Source organism: Streptomyces sp. Edi4, from assembly GCF_040253615.1.
Classification (GTDB): domain Bacteria; phylum Actinomycetota; class Actinomycetes; order Streptomycetales; family Streptomycetaceae; genus Streptomyces.
Genome location: NZ_JBEJGY010000004.1, coordinates 3,012,334 through 3,032,945 on the forward strand (window position 1 = coordinate 3,012,334; position 20,612 = coordinate 3,032,945).

The 20,612-nt window shown below is 70.6% G+C and carries 24 protein-coding genes, 1 tRNA gene and 2 riboswitches; of the genes, 10 read left to right on the forward strand and 15 right to left on the reverse strand.

The window, feature by feature from the left end; all coding sequences use genetic code 11:
• Nucleotides 1–76: 76 nt before the first annotated feature.
• The 3 genes from ABR738_RS15790 (at nucleotide 77) to ABR738_RS15800 (ending at nucleotide 3,401) form a co-directional block, all read left to right on the forward strand.
• Complete coding sequence (locus ABR738_RS15790) at nucleotides 77–2,668, forward strand: transglycosylase domain-containing protein (protein WP_350230618.1); 2,592 nt, start codon at nucleotides 77–79, stop codon at nucleotides 2,666–2,668.
• A gap of 187 nt (nucleotides 2,669–2,855) precedes the next feature.
• Nucleotides 2,856–3,023 carry a hypothetical protein gene (locus tag ABR738_RS15795; RefSeq protein ID WP_350230619.1) on the forward strand — a complete coding sequence of 56 codons (168 nt, stop codon included), beginning with the start codon at nucleotides 2,856–2,858 and terminating at the stop codon, nucleotides 3,021–3,023.
• Nucleotides 3,024–3,041: 18 nt separating this feature from the next.
• Nucleotides 3,042–3,401: a hypothetical protein gene (locus tag ABR738_RS15800; protein ID WP_350230620.1), complete on the forward strand. Its 360-nt coding sequence runs from the start codon at nucleotides 3,042–3,044 to the stop codon at nucleotides 3,399–3,401.
• A 79-nt stretch (nucleotides 3,402–3,480) separates the two neighbouring features.
• On the opposite strand, the gene ABR738_RS15805 is transcribed toward ABR738_RS15800, so the two are convergent.
• The 3 genes from ABR738_RS15805 to ABR738_RS15815 all read right to left on the reverse strand — a co-directional run bounded on the left by ABR738_RS15805 (nucleotide 3,481) and on the right by ABR738_RS15815 (nucleotide 4,666).
• Nucleotides 3,481–3,801, reverse strand: a complete 321-nt coding sequence (locus ABR738_RS15805; RefSeq protein WP_350230621.1) for a DMT family transporter — start codon at nucleotides 3,799–3,801, stop codon at nucleotides 3,481–3,483.
• A 31-nt stretch (nucleotides 3,802–3,832) separates the two neighbouring features.
• Nucleotides 3,833–3,897, reverse strand: a riboswitch (guanidine-III (ykkC-III) riboswitch).
• Nucleotides 3,898–3,971: 74 nt separating this feature from the next.
• Nucleotides 3,972–4,304, reverse strand: a complete 333-nt coding sequence (locus ABR738_RS15810; RefSeq protein WP_114036654.1) for a GroES family chaperonin — start codon at nucleotides 4,302–4,304, stop codon at nucleotides 3,972–3,974.
• 44 nt (nucleotides 4,305–4,348) lie between these two features.
• The gene (locus ABR738_RS15815; RefSeq protein WP_350230622.1) at nucleotides 4,349–4,666 is read right to left on the reverse strand and encodes a DUF3618 domain-containing protein; all 318 of its coding nucleotides are present in this window, start codon (nucleotides 4,664–4,666) and stop codon (nucleotides 4,349–4,351) included.
• Between the two features lie 153 nt (nucleotides 4,667–4,819).
• On the opposite strand from ABR738_RS15815, the gene bcp reads away from it, so the two are divergent.
• The 4 genes from bcp to ABR738_RS15835 all read left to right on the forward strand — a co-directional run bounded on the left by bcp (nucleotide 4,820) and on the right by ABR738_RS15835 (nucleotide 6,872).
• The gene (gene bcp, locus ABR738_RS15820) at nucleotides 4,820–5,287 is read left to right on the forward strand and encodes a thioredoxin-dependent thiol peroxidase (protein ID WP_350230623.1); all 468 of its coding nucleotides are present in this window, start codon (nucleotides 4,820–4,822) and stop codon (nucleotides 5,285–5,287) included.
• 138 nt (nucleotides 5,288–5,425) lie between these two features.
• On the forward strand, nucleotides 5,426–6,073 hold the full coding sequence (locus tag ABR738_RS15825) for an HNH endonuclease signature motif containing protein (protein WP_350230624.1): 648 nt from the start codon (nucleotides 5,426–5,428) through the stop codon (nucleotides 6,071–6,073).
• The gene (locus tag ABR738_RS15830) at nucleotides 6,070–6,735 is read left to right on the forward strand and encodes an HNH endonuclease (RefSeq protein ID WP_350230625.1); all 666 of its coding nucleotides are present in this window, start codon (nucleotides 6,070–6,072) and stop codon (nucleotides 6,733–6,735) included. The genes ABR738_RS15825 and ABR738_RS15830 overlap by 4 nt, the downstream gene beginning before the upstream one ends.
• A 49-nt stretch (nucleotides 6,736–6,784) precedes the next feature.
• A tRNA-Leu gene (locus tag ABR738_RS15835) sits at nucleotides 6,785–6,872 on the forward strand.
• Nucleotides 6,873–6,914: 42 nt separating this feature from the next.
• Here ABR738_RS15835 and rdgB read toward each other — a convergent pair.
• The 3 genes from rdgB to ABR738_RS15850 all read right to left on the reverse strand — a co-directional run bounded on the left by rdgB (nucleotide 6,915) and on the right by ABR738_RS15850 (nucleotide 9,134).
• Nucleotides 6,915–7,517, reverse strand: coding sequence for an RdgB/HAM1 family non-canonical purine NTP pyrophosphatase (rdgB, locus tag ABR738_RS15840; protein WP_350230626.1), 603 nt, complete (start codon nucleotides 7,515–7,517; stop codon nucleotides 6,915–6,917).
• 114 nt (nucleotides 7,518–7,631) lie between these two features.
• Entirely contained in the window at nucleotides 7,632–8,369 is a 738-nt protein-coding gene (gene rph / locus ABR738_RS15845; RefSeq protein ID WP_350230627.1) for a ribonuclease PH, read from the reverse strand.
• A 531-nt stretch (nucleotides 8,370–8,900) separates the two neighbouring features.
• Complete coding sequence (locus tag ABR738_RS15850) at nucleotides 8,901–9,134, reverse strand: PTS sugar transporter subunit IIB (RefSeq protein WP_018517946.1); 234 nt, start codon at nucleotides 9,132–9,134, stop codon at nucleotides 8,901–8,903.
• 229 nt (nucleotides 9,135–9,363) lie between these two features.
• Between ABR738_RS15850 and ABR738_RS15855 the strand changes: the two genes are divergently transcribed.
• Complete coding sequence (locus tag ABR738_RS15855; RefSeq protein WP_350230628.1) at nucleotides 9,364–10,659, forward strand: PTS transporter subunit EIIC; 1,296 nt, start codon at nucleotides 9,364–9,366, stop codon at nucleotides 10,657–10,659.
• 304 nt (nucleotides 10,660–10,963) lie between these two features.
• Complete coding sequence (locus tag ABR738_RS15860) at nucleotides 10,964–12,214, forward strand: PTS transporter subunit EIIC (protein ID WP_350230629.1); 1,251 nt, start codon at nucleotides 10,964–10,966, stop codon at nucleotides 12,212–12,214.
• 70 nt (nucleotides 12,215–12,284) lie between these two features.
• On the opposite strand, the gene ABR738_RS15865 is transcribed toward ABR738_RS15860, so the two are convergent.
• Nucleotides 12,285–13,037, reverse strand: a complete 753-nt coding sequence (locus tag ABR738_RS15865) for an MBL fold metallo-hydrolase (protein ID WP_350230630.1) — start codon at nucleotides 13,035–13,037, stop codon at nucleotides 12,285–12,287.
• 317 nt (nucleotides 13,038–13,354) lie between these two features.
• Here ABR738_RS15865 and ABR738_RS15870 point away from each other — a divergent pair, with 317 nt between their 5' ends.
• Entirely contained in the window at nucleotides 13,355–13,867 is a 513-nt protein-coding gene (locus ABR738_RS15870) for a type II toxin-antitoxin system PemK/MazF family toxin (protein ID WP_350230631.1), read from the forward strand.
• A 75-nt stretch (nucleotides 13,868–13,942) separates the two neighbouring features.
• Here ABR738_RS15870 and ABR738_RS15875 read toward each other — a convergent pair whose 3' ends face one another.
• From ABR738_RS15875 to ABR738_RS15910, 8 genes are all read right to left on the reverse strand, one after another.
• Nucleotides 13,943–14,893, reverse strand: a complete 951-nt coding sequence (locus ABR738_RS15875) for a PLP-dependent cysteine synthase family protein (RefSeq protein WP_350230632.1) — start codon at nucleotides 14,891–14,893, stop codon at nucleotides 13,943–13,945.
• A 1-nt stretch (nucleotide 14,894) separates the two neighbouring features.
• A complete protein-coding gene (locus ABR738_RS15880) occupies nucleotides 14,895–15,173 on the reverse strand; it encodes a MoaD/ThiS family protein (RefSeq protein WP_350230633.1) in 279 nt (92 codons plus the stop codon).
• Between the two features lie 110 nt (nucleotides 15,174–15,283).
• Nucleotides 15,284–15,412, reverse strand: coding sequence for a putative leader peptide (locus ABR738_RS15885; protein ID WP_264198279.1), 129 nt, complete (start codon nucleotides 15,410–15,412; stop codon nucleotides 15,284–15,286).
• A 66-nt stretch (nucleotides 15,413–15,478) separates the two neighbouring features.
• On the reverse strand, nucleotides 15,479–16,273 hold the full coding sequence (locus ABR738_RS15890; RefSeq protein ID WP_350230634.1) for an ABC transporter ATP-binding protein: 795 nt from the start codon (nucleotides 16,271–16,273) through the stop codon (nucleotides 15,479–15,481).
• Nucleotides 16,270–17,298 carry a FecCD family ABC transporter permease gene (locus tag ABR738_RS15895; protein ID WP_350230635.1) on the reverse strand — a complete coding sequence of 343 codons (1,029 nt, stop codon included), beginning with the start codon at nucleotides 17,296–17,298 and terminating at the stop codon, nucleotides 16,270–16,272. The genes ABR738_RS15890 and ABR738_RS15895 overlap by 4 nt, the downstream gene beginning before the upstream one ends.
• 58 nt (nucleotides 17,299–17,356) lie before the next feature.
• Nucleotides 17,357–18,331, reverse strand: coding sequence for an ABC transporter substrate-binding protein (locus ABR738_RS15900; protein ID WP_350230636.1), 975 nt, complete (start codon nucleotides 18,329–18,331; stop codon nucleotides 17,357–17,359).
• Nucleotides 18,332–18,369: 38 nt separating this feature from the next.
• A riboswitch (cobalamin riboswitch) is annotated at nucleotides 18,370–18,495 on the reverse strand.
• Nucleotides 18,496–18,563: 68 nt separating this feature from the next.
• On the reverse strand, nucleotides 18,564–18,986 hold the full coding sequence (locus ABR738_RS15905) for a M67 family metallopeptidase (RefSeq protein ID WP_350230637.1): 423 nt from the start codon (nucleotides 18,984–18,986) through the stop codon (nucleotides 18,564–18,566).
• Nucleotides 18,987–19,071: 85 nt separating this feature from the next.
• Nucleotides 19,072–20,541 (reverse strand): amino acid permease, encoded by a 1,470-nt coding sequence (locus ABR738_RS15910; RefSeq protein WP_350230638.1) that lies wholly within the window; start codon nucleotides 20,539–20,541, stop codon nucleotides 19,072–19,074.
• Nucleotides 20,542–20,612 lie beyond the last annotated feature (71 nt).

The following is a 20,612-nucleotide window of genomic DNA, read 5'->3' on the forward strand; positions in this document are numbered from 1 at the left end:
GAAGAGGGATGAAACACCCACATCGGCTCGCATCGGCCCCACCAGCCCACGAACCAGACGCATCGGCCGGAGAGACATGAGCGACGACGAGCAGCCGGAGCCACCGCACCCCGGACCCCAGCCGCCGCGGACCTGGGCGCCCCGGGACCTCGGCGGCGCGACGGGCGCCCAGGCCGACCCCGCCGCCGCGCCCGGCGACCCCCACCAGGGAGGACCGGCCCCCGCCGCGGAGCGCCCGGGGCGCACCGGATGGCGCCGCTTCGTCCCCCGCTGGCGCGTCGTGCTCGGCCTCTTCCTGTTCTGCGCCCTGCTGCTCATCGGGGCGTTCATCGCCGGCTACACCCTCGTCTCCATCCCGCCCGCCAACGCCGTCGCCACCGCGCAGTCCAACGTCTTCCTGTACGCCGACGGCACCCAGCTCGCCTCGGACGGCGAGGTCAACCGCGAGAACATCCAGCTCTCCCAGGTCCCGCTGAGCGTGCAGCGCACCGTGCTCGCGGCAGAGGACCGCGACTTCTACTCCGAACGCGCCGTCGACCCCAAGGCCATGGTCCGCGCCGCCTGGAACACGCTCAGCGGCAAGGGCACCCAGGGCGGCTCCACCATCACCCAGCAGTACGTCAAGAACTACTACCTGGGCCAGGAACAGACCGTCACCCGCAAGGTGAAGGAGTTCTTCATCGCGATCAAGCTCAACCGCGAGGAGACCAAGGAGGACATCCTCACCGGCTACCTCAACACCAGCTACTTCGGCCGCAACGCCTACGGCATCCAGGCCGCGTCCCAGGCGTACTACAGCAAGAACGTCGAACAGCTCACCACCGCCGAGGGCGCCTACCTCGCCTCACTGCTCAACTCCCCCAGCGCATACGACGTGATCTCCCACCCCGAGAACAAGCCCCGGGCGCTGGCCCGCTGGAACTACGTACTCGACGGCATGGTCAAGAAGAAGTGGCTCAGCGCCTCGGAGCGGGCCGCGACCACCTTCCCCGTGCCCGGCAAGGTCAAGCCGCGCGCCGGGCTCGCGGGCCAGCGCGGCTATCTGGTCGAGGCGGTCAAGGACTACCTCACCAGCAAAGGGATCATCGAGGAGAACACCCTCGCGACCGGCGGCTACCGCATCACCACCACCATCCAGAAGGACAAGCAGGACGCCTTCGTCAAGGCCGTCGACGACAAGGTGAACTCCAAGCTGAGCAGCGTGCGCAAGGCCGACCGCAACGTACGCGTGGGAGGCGCCTCCATCGACCCGGCGACCGGCAAGGTCCTCGCCCTGTACGGAGGCATCGACTACACCAAGCAGTACGTCAACAACGCGACCCGGCGCGACTTCCAAGTCGGCTCCACCTTCAAGCCGTTCGTCTTCACCTCGGCCGTGGCCAACGGCTCCACCACGCAGGACGGGCGCGTCATCACCCCCAACACCCTCTACGACGGCACCAACAGGCGTCCCGTGCAGGGCTGGAAGGGCGGCCCCTACAGCCCCGCCAACGAGGACGACGCCTCCTACGGGCAGATCACCGTGCGCACCGCCACCGACAAGTCCGTCAACGCGGTGTACGCGCAGATGGCCGTCGACGTGGGCCCCGCCAAGGTCAAGCAGACCGCCATCAGCCTCGGCATCCCGGCCGCCACACCGGACCTGGTGGCCTCCCCCTCGATCGCGCTCGGCCCCGCCACCGCGAGCGTGCTCGACATGACGCAGGCGTACGCCACGCTCGCGGGACACGGCCGGCACGGCACGTACACGTTGGTCGAATCGGTCACCAAGGACGGCGAGCGGACCGACCTGCCCTCGCAGGACACCGAGCAGGCCGTCAGCCGGGAGGCCGCCGACACCACGACGTCCATGCTGCAAAGCGTCGTGGACGGCGGCACGGGAACCGCCGCGCAGGCTTCGGGACGGCCCGCCGCCGGCAAGACCGGCACCGCCGAACAGGACAAGGCCGCCTGGTTCGCCGGCTACACCCCCGACCTCGCGACCGTCGTCGCCGTCATGGGCGCCGACCCCGACACCGCCGCGCAGCAGCCGCTGTACGGAGCGCTCGGCCTGCCCCGGATGAACGGCGGCGGACCGCCCGCGCAGATCTGGGCCCAGTACACCAAGGGCGCCCTCCAGGGCAGCGACGCCAAGGACTTCGACCTGGAGCTCCAGGACGGCGCGAACGCCCCCGTCGAGCCGCCCACCACCAACCCGTTCCAGTCCCCGACGCCCGGCGGCGACCAGGGGCAGACCGAAGGGCAGAACCAGGGCCGGGACCAAGGGCAGACGCAGGGGCAGAACCAGGGCCGCACCGGCGGCCGCGACCAGGGCCGCACCCAGGGCCAGGACCAGGGCAGGACCCAGGGCCTGAACCAAGGACAGAACCAGGGGCAGACGCAGGGCCAGAACCAGGGGACGCAGGGCGGCGCCGACAACGAGGGCGCGGTCAACGCCGGTCAGAGCCAGGGCCGCACCCAAGGCCAGAGTCAGGGACAGAGCCAGGGCAGGACCCAGGGCGGCACCACGGACGGCGGCCAGACCACCGGGAGCACCGGAGGCACCGGCGCCGGCGACAACGGCGGCGTCACCGACGGCGGAACCACCGAGGGCCTGGGCGGCACCACGACCGGCGCCGCCGACCGCCCCCACGTCCCCCGCACCCCGTGGAGCCCGACCCGCCCATGATCCGCTCATGACCCGCTCATGACCCGCCGGGGCCGTGATCCGCGGTGGCCACGAGCCCGGCGGCCACGAGCCCTGGCGGCGCGAGCCCCGGAACGTGCCTGGTGGCGGGCGGTACGATGCGTTCGGAGCCCTGGGTCGCAGGCAGGCAGGCTGGGCCGACGACAGTTCAAGGGGGACCAGGACGGCCATGCGGGCGCGCAAGCAGAACCTCCGCCCCTTCCCCTCCCGCTTTCCCCTCGCCCTGCTCCTGCTCCTCGGCGCCGCCACCACCGCGTGCGCCACGGACCAGGACCTGGCCGGCTACCAGAGCGACTACTCCCGCCATGAGCCCCTGCACGTCGTGGGCTACCCCTAACGCGGCAGCCTGGACGTGGTGCAGAAGACGGTATGGCGGCTCGCGGACCGCGACGCCGACGCGCTGGCCGCCCTCGCAGTCGACGGCGGCCGGGACGCCCGCGCCACGGCCCGGCACTGGGTCACCGCGTTCGGGGAGGCGGCGGGCGGGAAGGTGACGGCGGACTTCTACGACGAGGGCTCGACCCGGCAGACCGTGGTGCTGTACTTCGCCGCGGGCGGCCGGCGCAAAGCCATCGACGTACGCCTCGGCGGTCACGACACCTGGGGCGTCACCCTGGCCGAGACCGACCCCGCCGAAGCCGCCAGGGCGCCGAACTGGGCCCCCGCGTCCCCCGGGGCCGACGGCTCCCGCTCGCCGGGCAGCCGGGCCGGCTGACCACGGACCACCGGCCCGGGACCACCTGACTCCGGCCCACCTGGCCGGGGCCGCGCGCGGCGGGGGTTCGGGCCGCTCCTCAGTGTCCGCTCGTCGCCTTCAGGCCGACCACGGCCACCAGCAGCAGACAGACGAAGAAGATCCGGGCCGCGGTCACCGGCTCCCCGAGCACCACCATGCCGAGCACCGCCGCGCCGGCCGCGCCGATGCCCACCCACACGCCGTATGCCGTACCGATGGGCAGCGTCTTGGCGGCCTGCGACAGCAGCAGCATGGAAACGACGATTCCCGCGCACGTCAGCACGCTAGGGACCAGACGGGTGAACCCCTCGGTGTACTTCATCCCGATCGACCAGCCCACTTCCAGCAGACCGGCGACCACCAGCAGAACCCACGCCATGACGGCACCTCCGAGACACGTGACGAATACGGGTGCGTCGTCTTGTCCTGACCCGGTACGACGCGTCTCGTCGGGGTCCCACCACCGTAGCAAAGGGCATGGGTAAGGGCCGGTGACCATGGTCACCGGCCCTTACCCATGCCCTTACGCGCAGCTGGCTACAGATCTGGCTACAGATACAGCCCCGTCGCGTCCACCGACACCCGCTCCGACGCCACCGCGTGCAGATCGCGCTCGCGCATCAGGACGTACGCCACGCCCCGCACCTCGACCTCGGCACGGTCCTCGGGGTCGTACAGGACCCGGTCGCCCGGCTCCACCGTCCGTACGTTCTGGCCGACCGCGACCACCTCGGCCCAGGCCAGGCGCTTGCCGACGGCGGCGGTCGCCGGAATGAGGATGCCGCCGCCCGAACGCCGCTCGCCCTCAGGCGTGTCGGACCGGACCAGCACACGGTCGTGCAGCATCCGGATGGGCAGCTTGTCGTGGGTGTTCTCGCTCACGGGGTCGAACCTACCCGGCCGGGCGCCACGCGTGTGCCGAAGGGTCAGGCACGCCGCTTCCTCGACAGCGCCAGCAGCCCCACCAGGCCCACCGCGACGAGCGCGACCGGCACGATCCGCTCCACGCGGGGCGCCCCGTCCTCGGACACGAAGCGCGCCTTCACATCGCTCACCGCGCGGTTCACCGCGACGTACGCGCGTCCCGCGGTGTGGTCCACAGTCGAGGCGATCCGTGCCTTGGCATCGCCGACGATCGTGGACGGGTGCAGCCGCACGCCGATCTCGTCGAGGGTCACCGCGAGCTGGGCCCGCCGGCTCCTGATGTCCGCCTCGATCTGCGCAGGGGTCCTGGCATCCGACACTGCGCCGCCTCCGGTGGTCGTATGGGGTCGTCCGTCCTCCACAGTCTGTCAGCTCTGTGGCCAATGCACTGTCACAGGCCCCCATTAGGCTCTGTCGGTGTACGCCCCGACCCCCGTCCCTCTGCACTTTCTGGCCTTCCCGGAGGAAACCCCATGAGTGAGCGACTTCAGCCCGGCGACACCGCGCCCGCCTTCACCCTGCCCGACGCCGACGGCAACGAGGTCTCGCTCGCCGCCCACCTGGGCCGCAAGGTCATCGTCTACTTCTACCCCGCCGCCCTGACACCCGGCTGCACCAAGCAGGCGTGCGACTTCACGGACAACCTGGAACTGCTGGCGGGCGCCGGGTACGACGTCATCGGCGTCTCCCCCGACAAGCCGGAGAAGCTGGCGAAGTTCCGCGAGAAGGAGTCCCTGAAGGTCACGCTGGTCGGCGACCCCTCCAAGGAGACCCTGGAGGCGTACGGGGCGTACGGCGAGAAGAAGCTGTACGGCAAGACCGTCACCGGGGTCATCCGCTCGACGGTGGTCGTGGACGAGGAGGGCAAGGTGGAGCGGGCCCTGTACAACGTGAAGGCGACGGGCCACGTAGCCAAGATCATCAAGGACCTGGGTGTCTGAACCCTCCCCACTCCCTCACGGAACGGCCCCCGCCGACCCAAGGGGTACGGGCCGTTCCGCATGTCGGGTGTGACTGTCCGCTATTCGGTTCGTTACTCCGTACGAGGTCGCGAACGCGTGGCCGGGACGGAGGGGATCGTGGGCACGAGCCCGTACACCAGGGAGAGGCTGGCCGAGGCGGCCGGCGCCTCCCGCACCTTGTCGGAGGCGCTGACCGGGCTGGGGGTCGATCCGAAGGGCGGGTCGCGGCGGTACATACGCGAGCGGATGCGGAAGCTGGGCATAGACACCGCGCACTTCGAACGCGAGGGGGCCCGCTGGACGCGGGAGGTTCTTGCGCCAGTGGTCGCGGTCTCGACGAGCGTGTGCGAGGTGCTGCGCCGACTGGGTCTCGACGTGGTCGGCGGTCACCACACGCACATCAGTCGCCGGATCAGGGCGTACGGCATCGACACCTCGCACTTCAGGCCTCCGTCGCGCGTCGGCGAGACCCGGCGGCGGCAACCGGAAGCGCTGCTCGTCGAGCAGGAACCAGCCACGGCGCGGCGCATCCCGAGTGACCGCCTGAGGCGCGCGATGGCTGTCCTGGAGGTCCCGGAGCACTGCGCGTTGTGCGGCACCGAGCCGACCTGGCGAGGTCGTCCGCTCCCCCTCGAAGTCGATCACATTGACGGGGACTGGCGGAACAATCGGATCGGAAACCTGCGGTTCCTCTGCCCCAACTGCCATTCCACGACGGACAGTTACCGTGGCCGGGGCAAGACCGGGAACGGGGGTGCGAGATGAGTGCGACTCCGAGCTATCCGCGTGAACGACTCGTCGAGGCGGCGCGCGCTTGTCGGGACATCGACGAGGTCATTACGTTCTTCGGCACCCCGCCGTACGGACCCCTGCGGCGCTATCTGCTCAAGCGCTTCGCTCATTTCGGGATCGACGTTTCGCACTTCCCGAGCCACGGGCACCGACGGGTTGGCGACCGCCCCCGCACGGCAGAGCTGCGCGGCGCCGTGGCCGAGTCCGTGTCACTCGTCGGCGTGCTCCGGCGCCTCGGCAGACCGGACAGCACGAGTCAAAGGAGGGCGCTGCGCGGCTGGTTGGCCGAGGACGAGATCTCCACCGAGCATCTTCTCGGGCAGGCGCACCAGCGGGGCCGGGTCCGCATCGACCGGCGCAAGAGCGCCGAGGACGTACTGCGCAAGCACGACGACAAGCGTCGCGCGAAAACCGTCCACCTGCGCCGAGCACTGGCCGACATCGGCGTCCCCGAGCGGTGCGACGAGTGCGGTACCGGGCCGGAATGGCTGGGCAGGCCCATGACCCTGGAGGTGGACCACATCAACGGCGACTGGAGCGACGACAGGCGCGAGAACTTGCGGTTGCTCTGCCCCAACTGCCACGCGATCACCAACACTTGGTGCCGGGGCGGCGGGCGCGGCACCACCCGGTAGGAACGCCTGCACCGAAGTAGCCGCTTGCCAGTATCATGGCAGGCGGCCTGCGGCCGTTGCTGAATGGTATAAGCGGAGGTTTTAGGTGCCTCTGGGCGTTTTCGCCCATGTGGGTTCGAATCCCATCGGCCGCACCACATCGAAAGGGCGCCTCGGACCACGGGCGCCCTTTCGGCTGCCTACCCCACCAGCTCCCGCACCACCGGCACCAGCGCCCGGAACGCCTGGCCCCGGTGGCTGATCGCGTTCTTCTCGTCGGCCGTCAGCTCCGCGCACGTGCGGGTCTCGCCCTCCGGCTGGAGGATCGGGTCGTAGCCGAAGCCGCCCGTGCCGGCCGGGGTGTGGCGCAGGGTGCCCAGGAGGCGGCCCTCCACCACGCGTTCCGTGCCGTCCGGCAGGGCCAGCGCGGCGGCGCAGGCGAAGTGCGCGGCGCGGTGTTCGTCGGCGATGTCGGAGAGCTGGGCGAGGAGGAGGTCCAGATTGGCCCGGTCGTCGCCGTGGGTGCCGGACCAGCGGGCCGAGAAGATACCGGGGGCGCCGTTCAGGACGTCGACGCAGAGGCCGGAGTCGTCGGCGATGGCGGGCAGTCCGGTGGCCTTGGCCAGGGCGTGCGCTTTGAGGAGGGCGTTCTCGGCGAACGTGACGCCGGTTTCCTTGACGTCGGGGATGTCGGGGTAGGCGTCGGCGCCGACGAGTTCGTGGGGCAGGCCTTCGGCGGCGAGGATGGCGTGGAGCTCGGTGATTTTGCCGGCGTTGCGGGTGGCGAGGATCAGGCGGGTCATGCCCACCAGTATCGGGGGGCATGGCGGGCGCCCGGCGCGGGAGGGGCCCGGCGCGGGAGGGACGTACGAGATTATGCCCGTACGCCCGTACGCCCGTACGTCCCTTACGCGTGGTTACTCTTCGGACGCCGCGGCCAGGGCCCGGAGTTGGAGAGCGGCGAGGTCGGCGCAGCCTCCGGTGGCGAGGTCGAGCAGGGCGTTGAGCTCCTTGCGGTCGAAGGGCTCGGCTTCGGCGGTGCCCTGGACTTCGACGAAGCGGCCGTCGCCGGTGCAGACGACGTTCATGTCGGTCTCGGCGCGTACGTCTTCCTCGTAGCAGAGGTCGAGGAGGGGGGCGCCGTCGACGATGCCCACGGAGACGGCGGAGACGGTGCCGGTCAGGGGCTGGCGGCCGTGCTTGATGAGCTTCTTGCCCTGGGCCCAGGTGACGGCGTCGGCGAGGGCGACGTAGGCGCCGGTGATGGCGGCGGTGCGGGTGCCGCCGTCGGCCTGGAGGACGTCGCAGTCCAGGACGATGGTGTTCTCGCCGAGCGCCTTGTAGTCGATGACGGCGCGCAGGGAGCGGCCGATGAGCCGGGAGATCTCGTGGGTGCGGCCGCCGATCTTGCCGCGTACGGATTCGCGGTCGCCGCGGGTGTTGGTGGAGCGGGGCAGCATCGAGTATTCGGCGGTGACCCAGCCTTCGCCGCTGCCCTTGCGCCAGCGCGGGACGCCTTCGCTGAAGGAGGCGGTGCAGAAGACTTTGGTGTCGCCGAAGGAGATGAGGACGGAGCCCTCGGCGTGCTTGCTCCATCCGCGTTCGATGGTGACGGGGCGGAGCTGTTCGGGGGTGCGGCCGTCGATTCGAGACATGGGGATGAGCCTAGGCGATATGGGTGGGGGCGGGTTCCCCTGCGGCGCCCCTGCGGGGTGCGGGCCGCGTGGACGTGCGGGCCGCGTGTGGCTGGTCGCGCAGTTCCTCGCGCCCCTGAGCATCCTGTGCTGGCCCGCATGGGCAACCTCAGCCCGTGCCGCTCAGCACCTGGCGCGGGCCCCCAGGGGCATCCCCAGCCCGTCCGGCGTTTTGAGGACGAGCGCCCTTTAGGCGCGAACGGGGTCTGGGGCAGAGCCCCAGGGGCCTCGGCTGCGGACCGTGCGCGGCTGGGCGCGCAGTTCCCCGCGCCCCTGGCAGGGCTGGATGCTGGCCCACACCGGCATGGTCAGCCCGTCCGGCGTTTGAGGACGAGCGCGTTCAGCGCGAACGGGGTCTGGGGCCGAGCCCCAGGGAGCTCGACTGCGGGCCGTGGTCGCTCCTCGCGCAGTTCCCCGCGCCCCTGGGCGGGGACGCGGAAGGCCGGCCTCCTGGTGAGGGGCCGGCCTTGGGGGGCTGAGGGGGTCAGCGGCTCACATCATGTCTTCGATGTCCGCAGCGATCGGGTCCGCGTCGGTCCCGATGACGACCTGGATCGCCGTCCCCATCTTGACGACACCGTGGGCACCGGCCGCCTTCAGCGCCGCCTCGTCGACCTTGCTCGGGTCGATGACCTCGGTGCGCAGGCGGGTGATGCAGCCCTCGACCTCTTCGATGTTCTCGATACCGCCGAGGCCGGCGACGATCTTCTCAGCCTTGCTGGCCATGTGTCTCTCCTGGTTCGTGAAGAACGCTGTGTCGGCCCACGGTAGGTCCGCTTCGTCACGGTAACCCACGTTTGGCCCAGCTATGCGCGCGGGCGCATTCCGCCTGGCCAAGGATGGCGATCACCGGAGCCGTGCCCGCGAGGGGCCCCTCCGGACGATACCGCAACTGGTCTACACCAGTGCAAACGACGGTCCTAGTCGGCTTGTTCCGCGAGCCTGGAGGTTGCCGATGAGTGCGAGCAGCGCGACCGCCCTACCGCGGCCCAAGTGGTGGAACGGCCTGTTCCAGGGGTTGCAGAAGATGGGCCGCAGCCTCCAGCTCCCCATCGCCGTGCTCCCCGCGGCCGGCATCCTCAACCGGCTCGGCCAGGACGACGTGTTCGGCAAGACCGGGCTCGGCTGGAACGACGTGGCGAAGGTGTTCGCCGGCGCGGGCGGCGCGCTCCTGAACGGTTCGCTCGGGCTGCCGCTGCTGTTCTGCGTGGGCGTCGCCATCGGCATGGCGAAGAAGGCGGACGGCTCGACCGCGCTCGCGGCGGTGGCCGGGTTCCTCGTCTACTACGGGGTGCTGCTGCAATTCCCGAAGGACTGCGCGGCCGGGGCGAAGCTGACCGCAGGGGCGTGCGTCGCCAAGGACGGCTCGGCGGTCCTCGCCACGTACCAGAACCCCGGGGTGTTCGGCGGCATCGTGATGGGCCTGCTCACCGCGTACTTCTGGCAGCGCTTCCACCGTACGAAGCTGGTGGACTGGCTCGGCTTCTTCAACGGCCGCCGGCTCGTGCCGATCATCATGGCCGGGGTCGCGATCGTGTTCTCGGTGGCGTGCCTGTGGGTGTGGCCGCCGATCGGTGACGCGCTGACCAGTTTCAGCAAGTGGCTGGTGGACCTGGGCGCGACGGGTTCGGGCATTTTCGGTGTCGCCAACCGCGCGCTGCTCGTGATCGGCATGCACCAGTTCCTGAACACGTTCATCTGGTTTCAGTTCGGCGACTTCACCAAGCCGGACGGGACGATCGTGCACGGCGACATCCCGCGCTTCCTCGCGGGCGACCCGACGGCCGGGCAGTTCCAGACCGGCTTCTTCCCGATCATGATGTTCGCGCTGCCGGCGGCGGCACTGGCGATCGCGCACTGCGCCAAGCCGCACCGGCGCAAGGAGGTCGCCGGCATGATGCTCTCGGTGGGCCTGACCTCGTTCGTCACGGGCATCACCGAACCGATCGAGTACTCCTTCGTGTTCATCGCGCCGCTCCTGTACGTCATCCACGCGGTGCTCACGGGTGTGTCGATGGCGGTGAGCTGGGGGCTCGGCATCAAGGACGGGTTCAGCTTCTCGGCGGGCCTGATCGACTACGTCATCAACTGGAGCCTGGCGACCAAGCCCTGGCTGATCATTCCGGTGGGGCTCTGTTTCGCCGTCGTCTATTACGCGGTGTTCCGCTTCGCGATCACCAAGTTCAACCTGCCGACGCCGGGGCGGGAGCCGGACGAGGACGAGCTGGAGAAGGAGAACACCCAGGCGTAGCGGCCCGTACCCCACCACCTCGTCAAGCCCTCGGACCCTGTGGTCCGGGGGCTTTTCGCAGGTCCGGCACCCTCGGCGGGCAACGAAAGGGTTACGGCGCGGGGTCGGTCCTGCCCTGATTGCCCGGTATGGCTCAGGCCACAAAAAACGAAGGTTCCTTATCTAACCCTCACCGTGCTAAAACTGGTCTACACCACTCATTGGTGTAGACCACGCGGGCTTGACCGCGTTCCCCTGAGACGCCGCCGTCCCCCCGTATTTTCCCATGCCCCCGGGCGGCGCCTTGCCCTACTGGAGGATGTTGATGAGTACGGCCACCGCTACGGCGGCGCCCGCGAAGAAGCGGGGCTCCGGCCTGTTCCAGGGTTTGCAGAAGGTCGGCCGCAGCTTGCAGCTGCCGATCGCCGTGCTGCCCGCGGCGGGCATCATGGTCCGCCTGGGTCAGCCCGACGTGTTCGGCAAGGACGGTCTGGGCTGGAACAAGGTCTCCGACGTCTTCGGCAACGCGGGCGGCGCGATCACGGGCGCCCTTCCCGTGCTGTTCTGCATCGGTGTGGCGATCGGCTTCGCCAAGAAGTCCGACGGTTCCACCGCTCTGGCCGCGCTGGTCGGCTTCCTCGTCTACAGCAAGGTGCTGCAAGCCTTCCCGATCGTGCAGCAGCACATAGCCGACGGCAAGATCGTCGACGCCAAGTACAACGACCCCGGCGTCCTCGGCGGAATCATCATGGGTCTGCTCGCGGCCGTGCTGTGGCAGAAGTTCCACCGCACCAGGCTCGTCGACTGGCTCGGCTTCTTCAACGGCCGCCGTCTCGTCCCGATCATCATGGCCTTCGTCGGTCTGGTCGTCGGTGTGTTCTTCGGTCTCGTCTGGGAGCCCATCGGCAACGGCATCGCCGACTTCGGCCAGTGGATGACCGGCCTCGGCGCCGGTGGCGCGGCCCTCTTCGGCGGCGTCAACCGTGCCCTGATCCCGGTCGGCATGCACCAGTTCGTCAACACCGTCGCCTGGTTCCAGATCGGTGACTACACGGACGCGGCCGGCCAGGTCGTCCACGGTGACATCCCGCGCTTCCTCGCCGGTGACCATACGGCTGGCATGTTCCAGTCCGGCTTCTTCCCGATCATGATGTTCGGCCTCCCGGCCGCTGCCCTCGCGATCGCCCACACCGCTCGCCCGGAGCGCCGCAAGGTCGTCCTCGGCATGATGGTCTCGCTGGCGCTGACCTCGTTCGTCACCGGTGTGACCGAGCCGATCGAGTTCTCCTTCATGTTCATCGCGCCGGTTCTGTACGTGATCCACGTGGTGCTCACCGCCATCTCGATGGCGGTGACCTGGGCCCTGGGCGTACACGCCGGATTCAACTTCTCGGCCGGCCTGATCGACTACGGGCTGAACTGGTCGCACGCCACCAAGCCCTGGCTGATCATCCCCATCGGCCTGGTCTTCGGAGCGATCTACTACTTCCTCTTCCGCTTCGCGATCGTCAAGTTCAACATCCCCACCCCGGGCCGTGAGCCCGAGGAAGAGGTCGAGGACCTCACGAAGGCGTAAGCCCAGCGGCACGGCAAGGGTCCCGGAACCACCTGGTTCCGGGACCCTTCGCGTGCGGGGCCGCGCGGGGTCAGACCTCGTACACCGCGCCCGGCGCGGCCAGCGTCGTGGGGCCCGCGTAGACGGCGCGGGCGTCCGCGAGGGCGATCTCGCCGTCCGTCCACGGCGGGATGTGCGTGAGGACCAGGCGCCCGGCCCCGGCGCGCGCCGCGTGCTCGCCGGCCTCGCGGCCGTTGAGGTGCAGTCCGGGGATGTCCTCCTTGCCGTACGTGAAGGACGCCTCGCACAGGAACAGGTCCGCGCCCGCGGCCAGTTCGTCCAGGGCGGCGCACGGGCCGGTGTCGCCGGAGTACGTCAGGGCGCGGCCGCCGTGCTCGACGCGGACGGCGTACGCCTCGACGGGGTGGCAGACGCGTTCGGTGCGCACCGAGAAGGGGCCGACGTCGAACGTGCCCGGCTTCAGGGTGTGGAAGTCGAAGACCTCGCTCATCGCGGAGGCGGAGGGCGTGTCCGCGTAGGCGGTGGTCAGGCGCTGTTCGGCACCTTCGGGCGCGTACACCGGCATGGGGGCGCAGCGCCCGCCGTCGTGGCGGTAGTAGCGGGCGACGAAGTAGCCGCACATGTCGATGCAGTGGTCGGCGTGCAGATGCGAGAGGAAGATCGCGTCGAGGTCGTACAGACCGATGTGGCGCTGTAGCTCACCGAGGGCCCCGTTGCCCAGGTCGAGGAGCAGCCGGAAGCCGTCTGCCTCGAGGAGGTAGCTGGAGCAGGCCGATTCCGCGGACGGGAACGACCCGGAGCAGCCGACGACGGTGAGCTTCATGGAGCGTGAACCTCCGGACAGCAGGGGATGGGCGAAGCCCGTCGTTGCGGGGCGGGGCGCGGGGCCGGCGGGGAGACCGCGGGTAACGGCTTGCGGTGCGTCGAGCGTAAGGCGCGCCAGGGCCGCCCGCTCCTTCGCGGCGGGCCGTTGTGGGGGAAGTCACCGCCAAGTCCACTCTTCCCCCGTACGGCCAGGGGCGCAGGTGTGCGGCCGTGGGGCCGGGGCGGCCCGGGGGTGGAACAGGGGTTCGATCGTGCCGCTGGGAGGGGTGGTCCCGGGGGGCGCGCCGGGAATGGTGCGCCGGTAACGTCTGCGGTATGGACACGTCGTGGTGGCTGGCGCTCGGCGCCGTGGTGGCGCTCGCGCTGGTGGCGGCCGTCGTGGACGGGCGCGGGCGGACGCGGCGGGGGCCCGGTGGGCGCTCGCGGCCGCGGGCGGCGCCGGGGCGTGCGCGGGGGACGCGGCCGCGCGGGCGGCGCGATGAGCGGGCGCGGCCCTCGGGTGCCGAGCGGGCGCGGCAGGCGCCGAAGGCGGCGGAGATCTGGTGGGCCGAGGTGCCCTATGAGGATGTTCCGGGCGGCAAGGACCGTCCGTGTCTGGTGCTGCGGGTGCGGGGCGGGACGGTGACCGTCGCGAAGATCACCAGCAAGTACCACGACGAGCGCGCGGGGGTCATTCCGCTGCCGCCGGGCACGGTGGCCGACGCGCACGGCCGGCCCAGTTTTCTGGAGACCGACGAGCTGCGCGAGGTCGGGGTGTCGGCGTTCCGGCGCCGGGTGGGCGTCGTGGACCCCACCCTGTGGGACCAGGTCCGTCACCTGGCGAGGTGACGGAGACCCGGCCCGCGTGACGTAAGGGGCCGGGCCCGCTCGTGGCGCGTAGCCCGGTCCCCGCCCCGGGGGCGCTCACGCCCAGAGCTGGCCGTGCAGGGTCTCGATGGCCGCCTCGGTGGTCGGCGCGGTGTAGACGCCGGTCGACAGGTACTTCCAGCCGCCGTCGGCGACGACGAAGGCGATGTCGGCGGGGGTGCCCGCCTTGACGGCCTTCTTGCCGACGCCGATCGCCGCGTGCAGGGCGGCGCCGGTGGAGACGCCCGCGAAGATGCCCTCCTCCTTGAGGAGTTCGCGGGTGCGGGTGACCGCGTCGGCCGAGCCGACCGAGAAGCGGGTGGTGAGGACCGAGGCGTCGTACAGCTCGGGCACGAAGCCCTCGTCGAGGTTGCGCAGCCCGTAGACCAGGTCGTCGTAGCGGGGTTCGGCTGCGACGATCTGGATGCCGGGGACGTTCTCGCGCAGGTAGCGGCCGACGCCCATCAGCGTTCCGGTGGTGCCGAGGCCCGCCACGAAGTGCGTGATGGAGGGCAGGTCTGCCAGGATCTCGGGGCCGGTGGTGGCGTAGTGGGCGCCCGCGTTGTCCGGGTTTCCGTACTGGTAGAGCATCACCCAGGACGGATTCTCGGCGGCCAGCTCCTTGGCGACCCGTACGGCCGTGTTGGAGCCGCCGGCCGCCGGGGACGACACGATCTCGGCGCCCCACATCGTGAGCAGGTCGCGGCGCTCCTGGGAGGTGTTCTCCGGCATGACGCACACGATGCGGTAGCCCTTGAGCCTGGCCGCCATCGCCAGCGAGATGCCCGTGTTGCCGCTGGTGGGTTCGAGAATGGTGCAGCCGGGTGTCAACCGGCCGTCCTTCTCGGCCTGTTCGACCATGTGGAGGGCCGGCCGGTCCTTGATGGAGCCGGTCGGGTTGCGGTCCTCCAGCTTGGCCCAGATCCGTACGTCCGCCGAGGGGGAGAGCCGGGGCAGGCGGACCAGCGGGGTGTTGCCGACCGCGGCGAGCGGGGAGTCGTAGCGCATGTCAGACGCGGCCGCCCGCGACTGCGGGCAGGATCGTGACGTTGTCGCCGTCGGACAGCTTGGTGTCGATGCCGTCGAGGAAGCGGACGTCCTCGTCGTTGAGGTACACGTTCACGAAGCGGCGCAGTTTGTCGCCGTCCACGATGCGCTCGCGGATGCCGGTGTGCCGGGTTTCGAGGTCGCCCAGCAGCTCGGCGAGGGTGGCGCCGCTGCCCTCGACGGCCTTGGCGCCGTCGGTGTAGGTGCGGAGGATGGTCGGGATGCGGACCTCGATGGCCATGGCGTGGGCTCCTGATCGGAAGATGTGAGGCGTGGGCGCGGCTCGGGCTCGGGTCCGCGCGCCGCACGCCCGGGGGCGTGCGGTGGTGCGTTGGTGCGGGGCGCGCGGCGTCAGACGGCGGCTGCGCGGGCCGTACAGATCGCGCTGGCGAGACGGCACAGGTCGACGTGCAGCCGCGCCACGAGCAGCAGGGCGGGGCCGCTGCTCGGCGTCTTGTCGCTCACGTCGTTCGAAACCATGGGGTCATCGTATAGATTCCCGGTCCGCTTCCCGGAATGTGATCTCGCATCCTGGACCCATCCCGCTCAGGATGTGGTCACCCTCCTGGTGGGCGGCAGGTAGACGACGGTGGGCGCCCCGGTGGTGGGGTGTACGCCGATGTCGGCTTCGACCCCGTACACCTCGCGCAGCAGATCCGGAGTCAGCACGTCCGCGGGCGCTCCCGCCGCGACGATCCGGCCGTCCGCCAGGACGCAGAGGCGGTCGCAGTACTGCGCGGCCAGATTCAGATCGTGCAGGGCGAGCAGATTGACCGTGCCCAACTCCCTTACCAGGGAGAGCACTTCGAGCTGGTAGCGGATGTCGAGGTGGTTGGTCGGCTCGTCCAGGACGACGACGTCCGGCTGCTGTACGAGGGCGCGGGCGACCAGGGCGCGCTGGCGTTCGCCGCCGGACAGGGACGGGAAGGGGCGGGCGGCCAGGTCCGCGATGCCGACGCGGGCCAGCGCGTCGCGTACGAGGGCGTCGTCGGCGGCGGTGTCGGCCTCCCAGAAGCGGTGGTGCGGGGAGCGGCCCATGGCGACGATCTCGCGCACGCTCAGTTCGATGCCGCCGGCGTCGGCGTCCTGCGGGACGGTCGCGACACGGCGGGCGCGGGCCCTGGCCGGCAGGGCGTGCAGGTCGGCGCCGTCGAGCAGGACGCGGCCCGAGGTGGGGCGCAGGGTGGCGTAGACGCAGCGCAGCAGCGTGGTCTTGCCGCTGCCGTTGGGCCCGACCAGGCCGACGGTCTCGCCGTCGGCGGCGTGCAGGGTGATGTCGTGCAGCAGGACGCGGCCCTGGGGGGTGGTGTACGAGAGCGATTCGGCGCGCAGCGTGGTCATGCGGGGCCGCCTTCCGCGCGGGCGCCGTGTCCGCGCAGCATCCACAGGAAGAACGGGCCACCGGTGAGCGCGGTGAGGACGCCGACGGGGATGTCCTGGGGCGCGGCGACCGTGCGGGCCGCCAGGTCGGCCAGGACGAGGAAGGCGGCGCCGCCCAGGGCCGCGACGGGCAGCAGGGTGCGGTGGGCGGCGCCGACGGCCATGCGGGCGGCGTGCGGCACCATCAGGCCGACGAAGCCGATCGACCCGGTGTACGCGACGAGGACGCCGGTGAGCAGCGATGCCAGCACGAAGGCGGCCGCGCGGAAGCGCCCGGTGTCGAGGCCGAGCACGGTGGCGCCCTCCTCGCCGACGAGCAGCAGGTCCAGCGGGCGGGCCAGGGCGATCAGGAGCAGGGTGCCGGCGGCGAGGGCGAGCGCGGGCAGGGCGAGCATGTCCCAGCGGGCGCCGCCGAGTCCGCCGAGCGTCCAGTGCAGGACTTCCGTCACGTGTTCGGCGCTGGCCGATGTGACCAGGATCAGGCTGGTGAGCGCGGACAGGACGTAGGAGACGGCGACCCCGGCCAGCACCAGGCGCCCGCCCGCCAGGGAGCCGGCGCGCCGGGCGAGCGCGTAGACGAGGACGAGGGCGGCGAGCGCTCCGGCGAAGGCGGCGGCGGGCAGGGCGACGGTGGTGGCCACCCCGGCGCCGGCCCCGAGGACGATCACGGCGACGGCCCCGGCGGAGGCTCCGCTGGAGACGCCCAGCAGGAAGGGGTCGGCGAGCGGATTGCGCACGAGGGCCTGGAGGGTGGTGCCGATGACGGCGAGACCGGCGCCGGTGACCGCGCCGAGCACGACCCGGGGGGCTCTGACCTCCAGCACGATGGTGCGGTGGGGGCCGGGTTCGGCGGCGCCGGTGACGATGGCCCACACCTCCCCCGCCGGTATCCGTACCGATCCGAGCGCGAGCCCGGCGGTGGCGCCGGCCAGGAGCACGATGGTGAGGCCGCCGAGCAGCGCGAGGTAGCGCCGGCGGGGGGTCATCGGCGGCCTCCTTCTCGACCGGCCGGACGGGGCGGCGGGCCCGCGCGGTGGCGCCCCCTCATGCTCCCGCCCCGAGCTGCGCGGCCAGCTTGGCCACCGCGTCCGGGGCCCGTACGCCCGTCACCATGTCGGACAGCGCGAGGACCGCGAAGCTGTTGTTCTTGACGGCGGGCACCGAGGCGAGCGCCGGGTCGTCGCGCAGGCGCTTCTTCTTGGCCTCCACGCTCGTGCCGCCGTAGTCCAGGATGAGGATGGTTTCCGGCGCGCGGGCCACCACGTCCTCCCAGCTCGCGTCGCCGAAGGAGGCCGTCTTCAGGTCGTCCGCGAAGATGTTGCGTCCGCCCGCCCGCGTCACGATGTCGTTGCCGATGCCCTTGCCGCCGGCCGTGAACGCCGTCTTGTCGCCGCTGTCGTAGACGAACACCGGCACCGGCTCCCGGCCCGAAAGCGCCGTCCGCGTACGCTCGTTGGCCTCCTGGGCCGACCGTATCCACGCCTGGGCCCGCTCGGGCACCCCGAAGGTGCGGCCGACCTCGGTGACCTCCTCATACACGTCGTCCATCGTGGTCGCGCCGGCGCGGGGGCAGTTCTCCACGTTGAGGCGGGTCTTGATGCCGCTCTTGGCGAGGGCTTCGCGGCTTCGGCCCTCGCCCGCGGCGAAGGCCGAGGCGTAACCGCCGTAGACGTAGTCGGGGTCGGCGGCCAGGAGCTTTTCGTAGGAGGGGTACTCGGCGGCCAGGACCGGGACCGAGCGGTAGGACGCCTCGTACTTCGGCAGCACCTTGTCGTCCAAGTAGGCCGTCCCGGCAAGGGACTTGGCGAGGCCGAGCTCCAGCATCACCTCGGTGGCGTGCTGGTTCATCGTCACGGCCCGTTTCGGGGGCGCGGTGAAGGTGGTGCGCACGCCGCAGTTGGTGACGGTGTACGGGAAGCCGGAGGCCGTAGCGCCCGTGGCCTCGGGCTGCGGCCGCGTCGTGCACGCGGCGAGCGGGAACAGCAGGGCGGCGGCGAGTGCCGCGCGGCGCCAGAGCATGACTGCGCTCCTCCAAGGGGATTTCCACGTCCCCTGTCGATGGGAGAAGGCGGCAGGTCAGTTCCTGGCTTCCGGCTCCGAGGGGGTCCCCCGGGGCCGGTCACAGTGGCGGGACCGTGCCGGATTCGCACCGGCTTCCTGGGTCCTGCCGCCCGATGATCGAAATTTCGTACGGACAGTATGCGCGAATTTCGATCGGTACGCGCCATCCGTCACGGCGCCCGGGTACGACTCAGTAGGCCTCGACGACCTTGACGTCTTCCTCCGTGATCACACCGTCCACGATCCGGTACGAGCGGAACTGGAACTCGCCCGCGCCGTCCGTGTCCGCCGTGGACACCAGGACGTAGTGCGCGCCGGGCTCGTTGGCGTAGGACACGTCGGTGCGCGAGGGGTAGGCCTCGGTCGCGGTGTGGGAGTGGTAGACGATCACCGGCTCCTCGTCGCGGTCGTCCATCTCGCGGTAGAGCTTGAGGAGGTCCTGCGAGTCGAACTCGTAGAACGTGGGCGAGCGGGCCGCGTTCAGCATGGGGATGAAGCGCTCGGGGCGGCCGGTGCCGGCCGGGCCCGCGACCACACCGCACGCCTCGTCGGGGTGGTCGGCGCGGGCGTGCGCGACGAGCTGGTCGTAGAGGGCCTGGGTGAGGGTCAGCATGTCGGCAAGGATAAGCAAAGGGGCCGCCGCGTATCGAGTGTCGATACGCGGCGGCCCACATGGTGAGAACGTGCCGGTCAGCGGCTCAGTCGCGCTTGGCGAACGCCTTGTTCTCCGGGTTCTTGGCCTTGAGGACCAGGTAGGAGACGCCCAGGATCAGGGCCCACAGCGGCGCGCAGTACAGCGAGACGCGGGAGTCCTTGTCGATGCCCATCATGACGATGACCATGCCGATGAAGAGCAGCGCGAACCAGCTGGTCCACGGGGCTCCGGGGGCGCGGAAGGTGGACTGTGGCAGTTCGCCGCGGTCGGACTTGGCGCGGTAGCGGATCTGGCAGACCAGGATCATGATCCAGGCCCACATGCCGGAGATGGTGGCGAAGGAGACGACGTAGTCGAAGGCCTTGCCGGGCGCGACGTAGTTGATCCAGACACCGACCAGCATGAGCCCGGCGGAGACCGAGGTGCCCACCAGCGGGGTGCCGCTCCTGGTGAGCTTGGTGAAGACCTTGGGGCCCTGGCCGTTGAGCGCGAGGTCGCGCAGCATGCGGCCGGTGGAGTACATGCCCGAGTTGCAGGAGGAGAGCGCGGCGGTCAGCACGACGAAGTTGACGATGCCCGCGCCGACGCCGAGGCCCATCTTCTGGAACGCGGCGACGAAGGGGCTCACGCCGGGCTGGAACTCGTGCCACGGGACGACCGAGAGGATCATGATCAGGGCGCCGATGTAGAAGACGGCGATGCGCCACGGCACGGTGTTGATGGCCTTGGGCAGCGTCTTCTCGGGGTCCTTGGACTCGCCCGCGGTCACGCCGACCAGCTCGACGGCGAGGAAGGCGAACATCACGATCTGGAGCGTCATCAGCGTGCCGCCGATGCCCTTGGGGAAGAAGCCGTGGTCGTTCCAGAGGTTGGCGACGGTGGCGGTGTCCGCGGCGTCGGAGAAGCCCACGGTCAGGATGCCGGCGCAGATCAGGATCATGCCGACGATGGCGGTGACCTTGACCATGGAGAACCAGAACTCCAGCTCGCCGAAGAGCTTCACGGAGATGAGGTTCACGGCGTACAGGATGAGCGTGAAGATCAGGGCGTACGCCCATTGCGGGATGCTGCCGTGGGTCCAGAAGGACATGTACTGGGCGGCCGCGGTCACTTCGGTGATGCCGGTGACGACCCAGAAGAGCCAGTACGTCCAGCCGGTCACATAGCCCCAGAACGGGCCGATGAACTCGCGGGCGTACTCCGAGAAGGAGCCCGAGACGGGCCGGTACATGAGCAGCTCGCCGAGGGCGCGCATGATGAAGAAGATGACGAGGCCGGCGATGGCGTACGCCAGGATGAGGCTGGGTCCGGCCTTGGAGATGGCCTTGCCCGCGCCGAGGAAGAGGCCGGTGCCGATGGCACCGCCGATCGCGATCATCTGGATCTGCCGGGCCCCGAGGCCCCGCTGGTAACCCTCGCCCGCGACTTCGCCCGGTTCGTTGACGCTGTCGGTCCCCGCGGCCTCATTGCCGGCAGGACGGTCTCCGTGCTGGTCGACCTGCGCTGAGGTCATGGTGGTGCGCCTTTCTCCATGCTGACCCGTCCGCCTCGGTCACGAAGCGACGGATCAGGTCCTGATCCCCC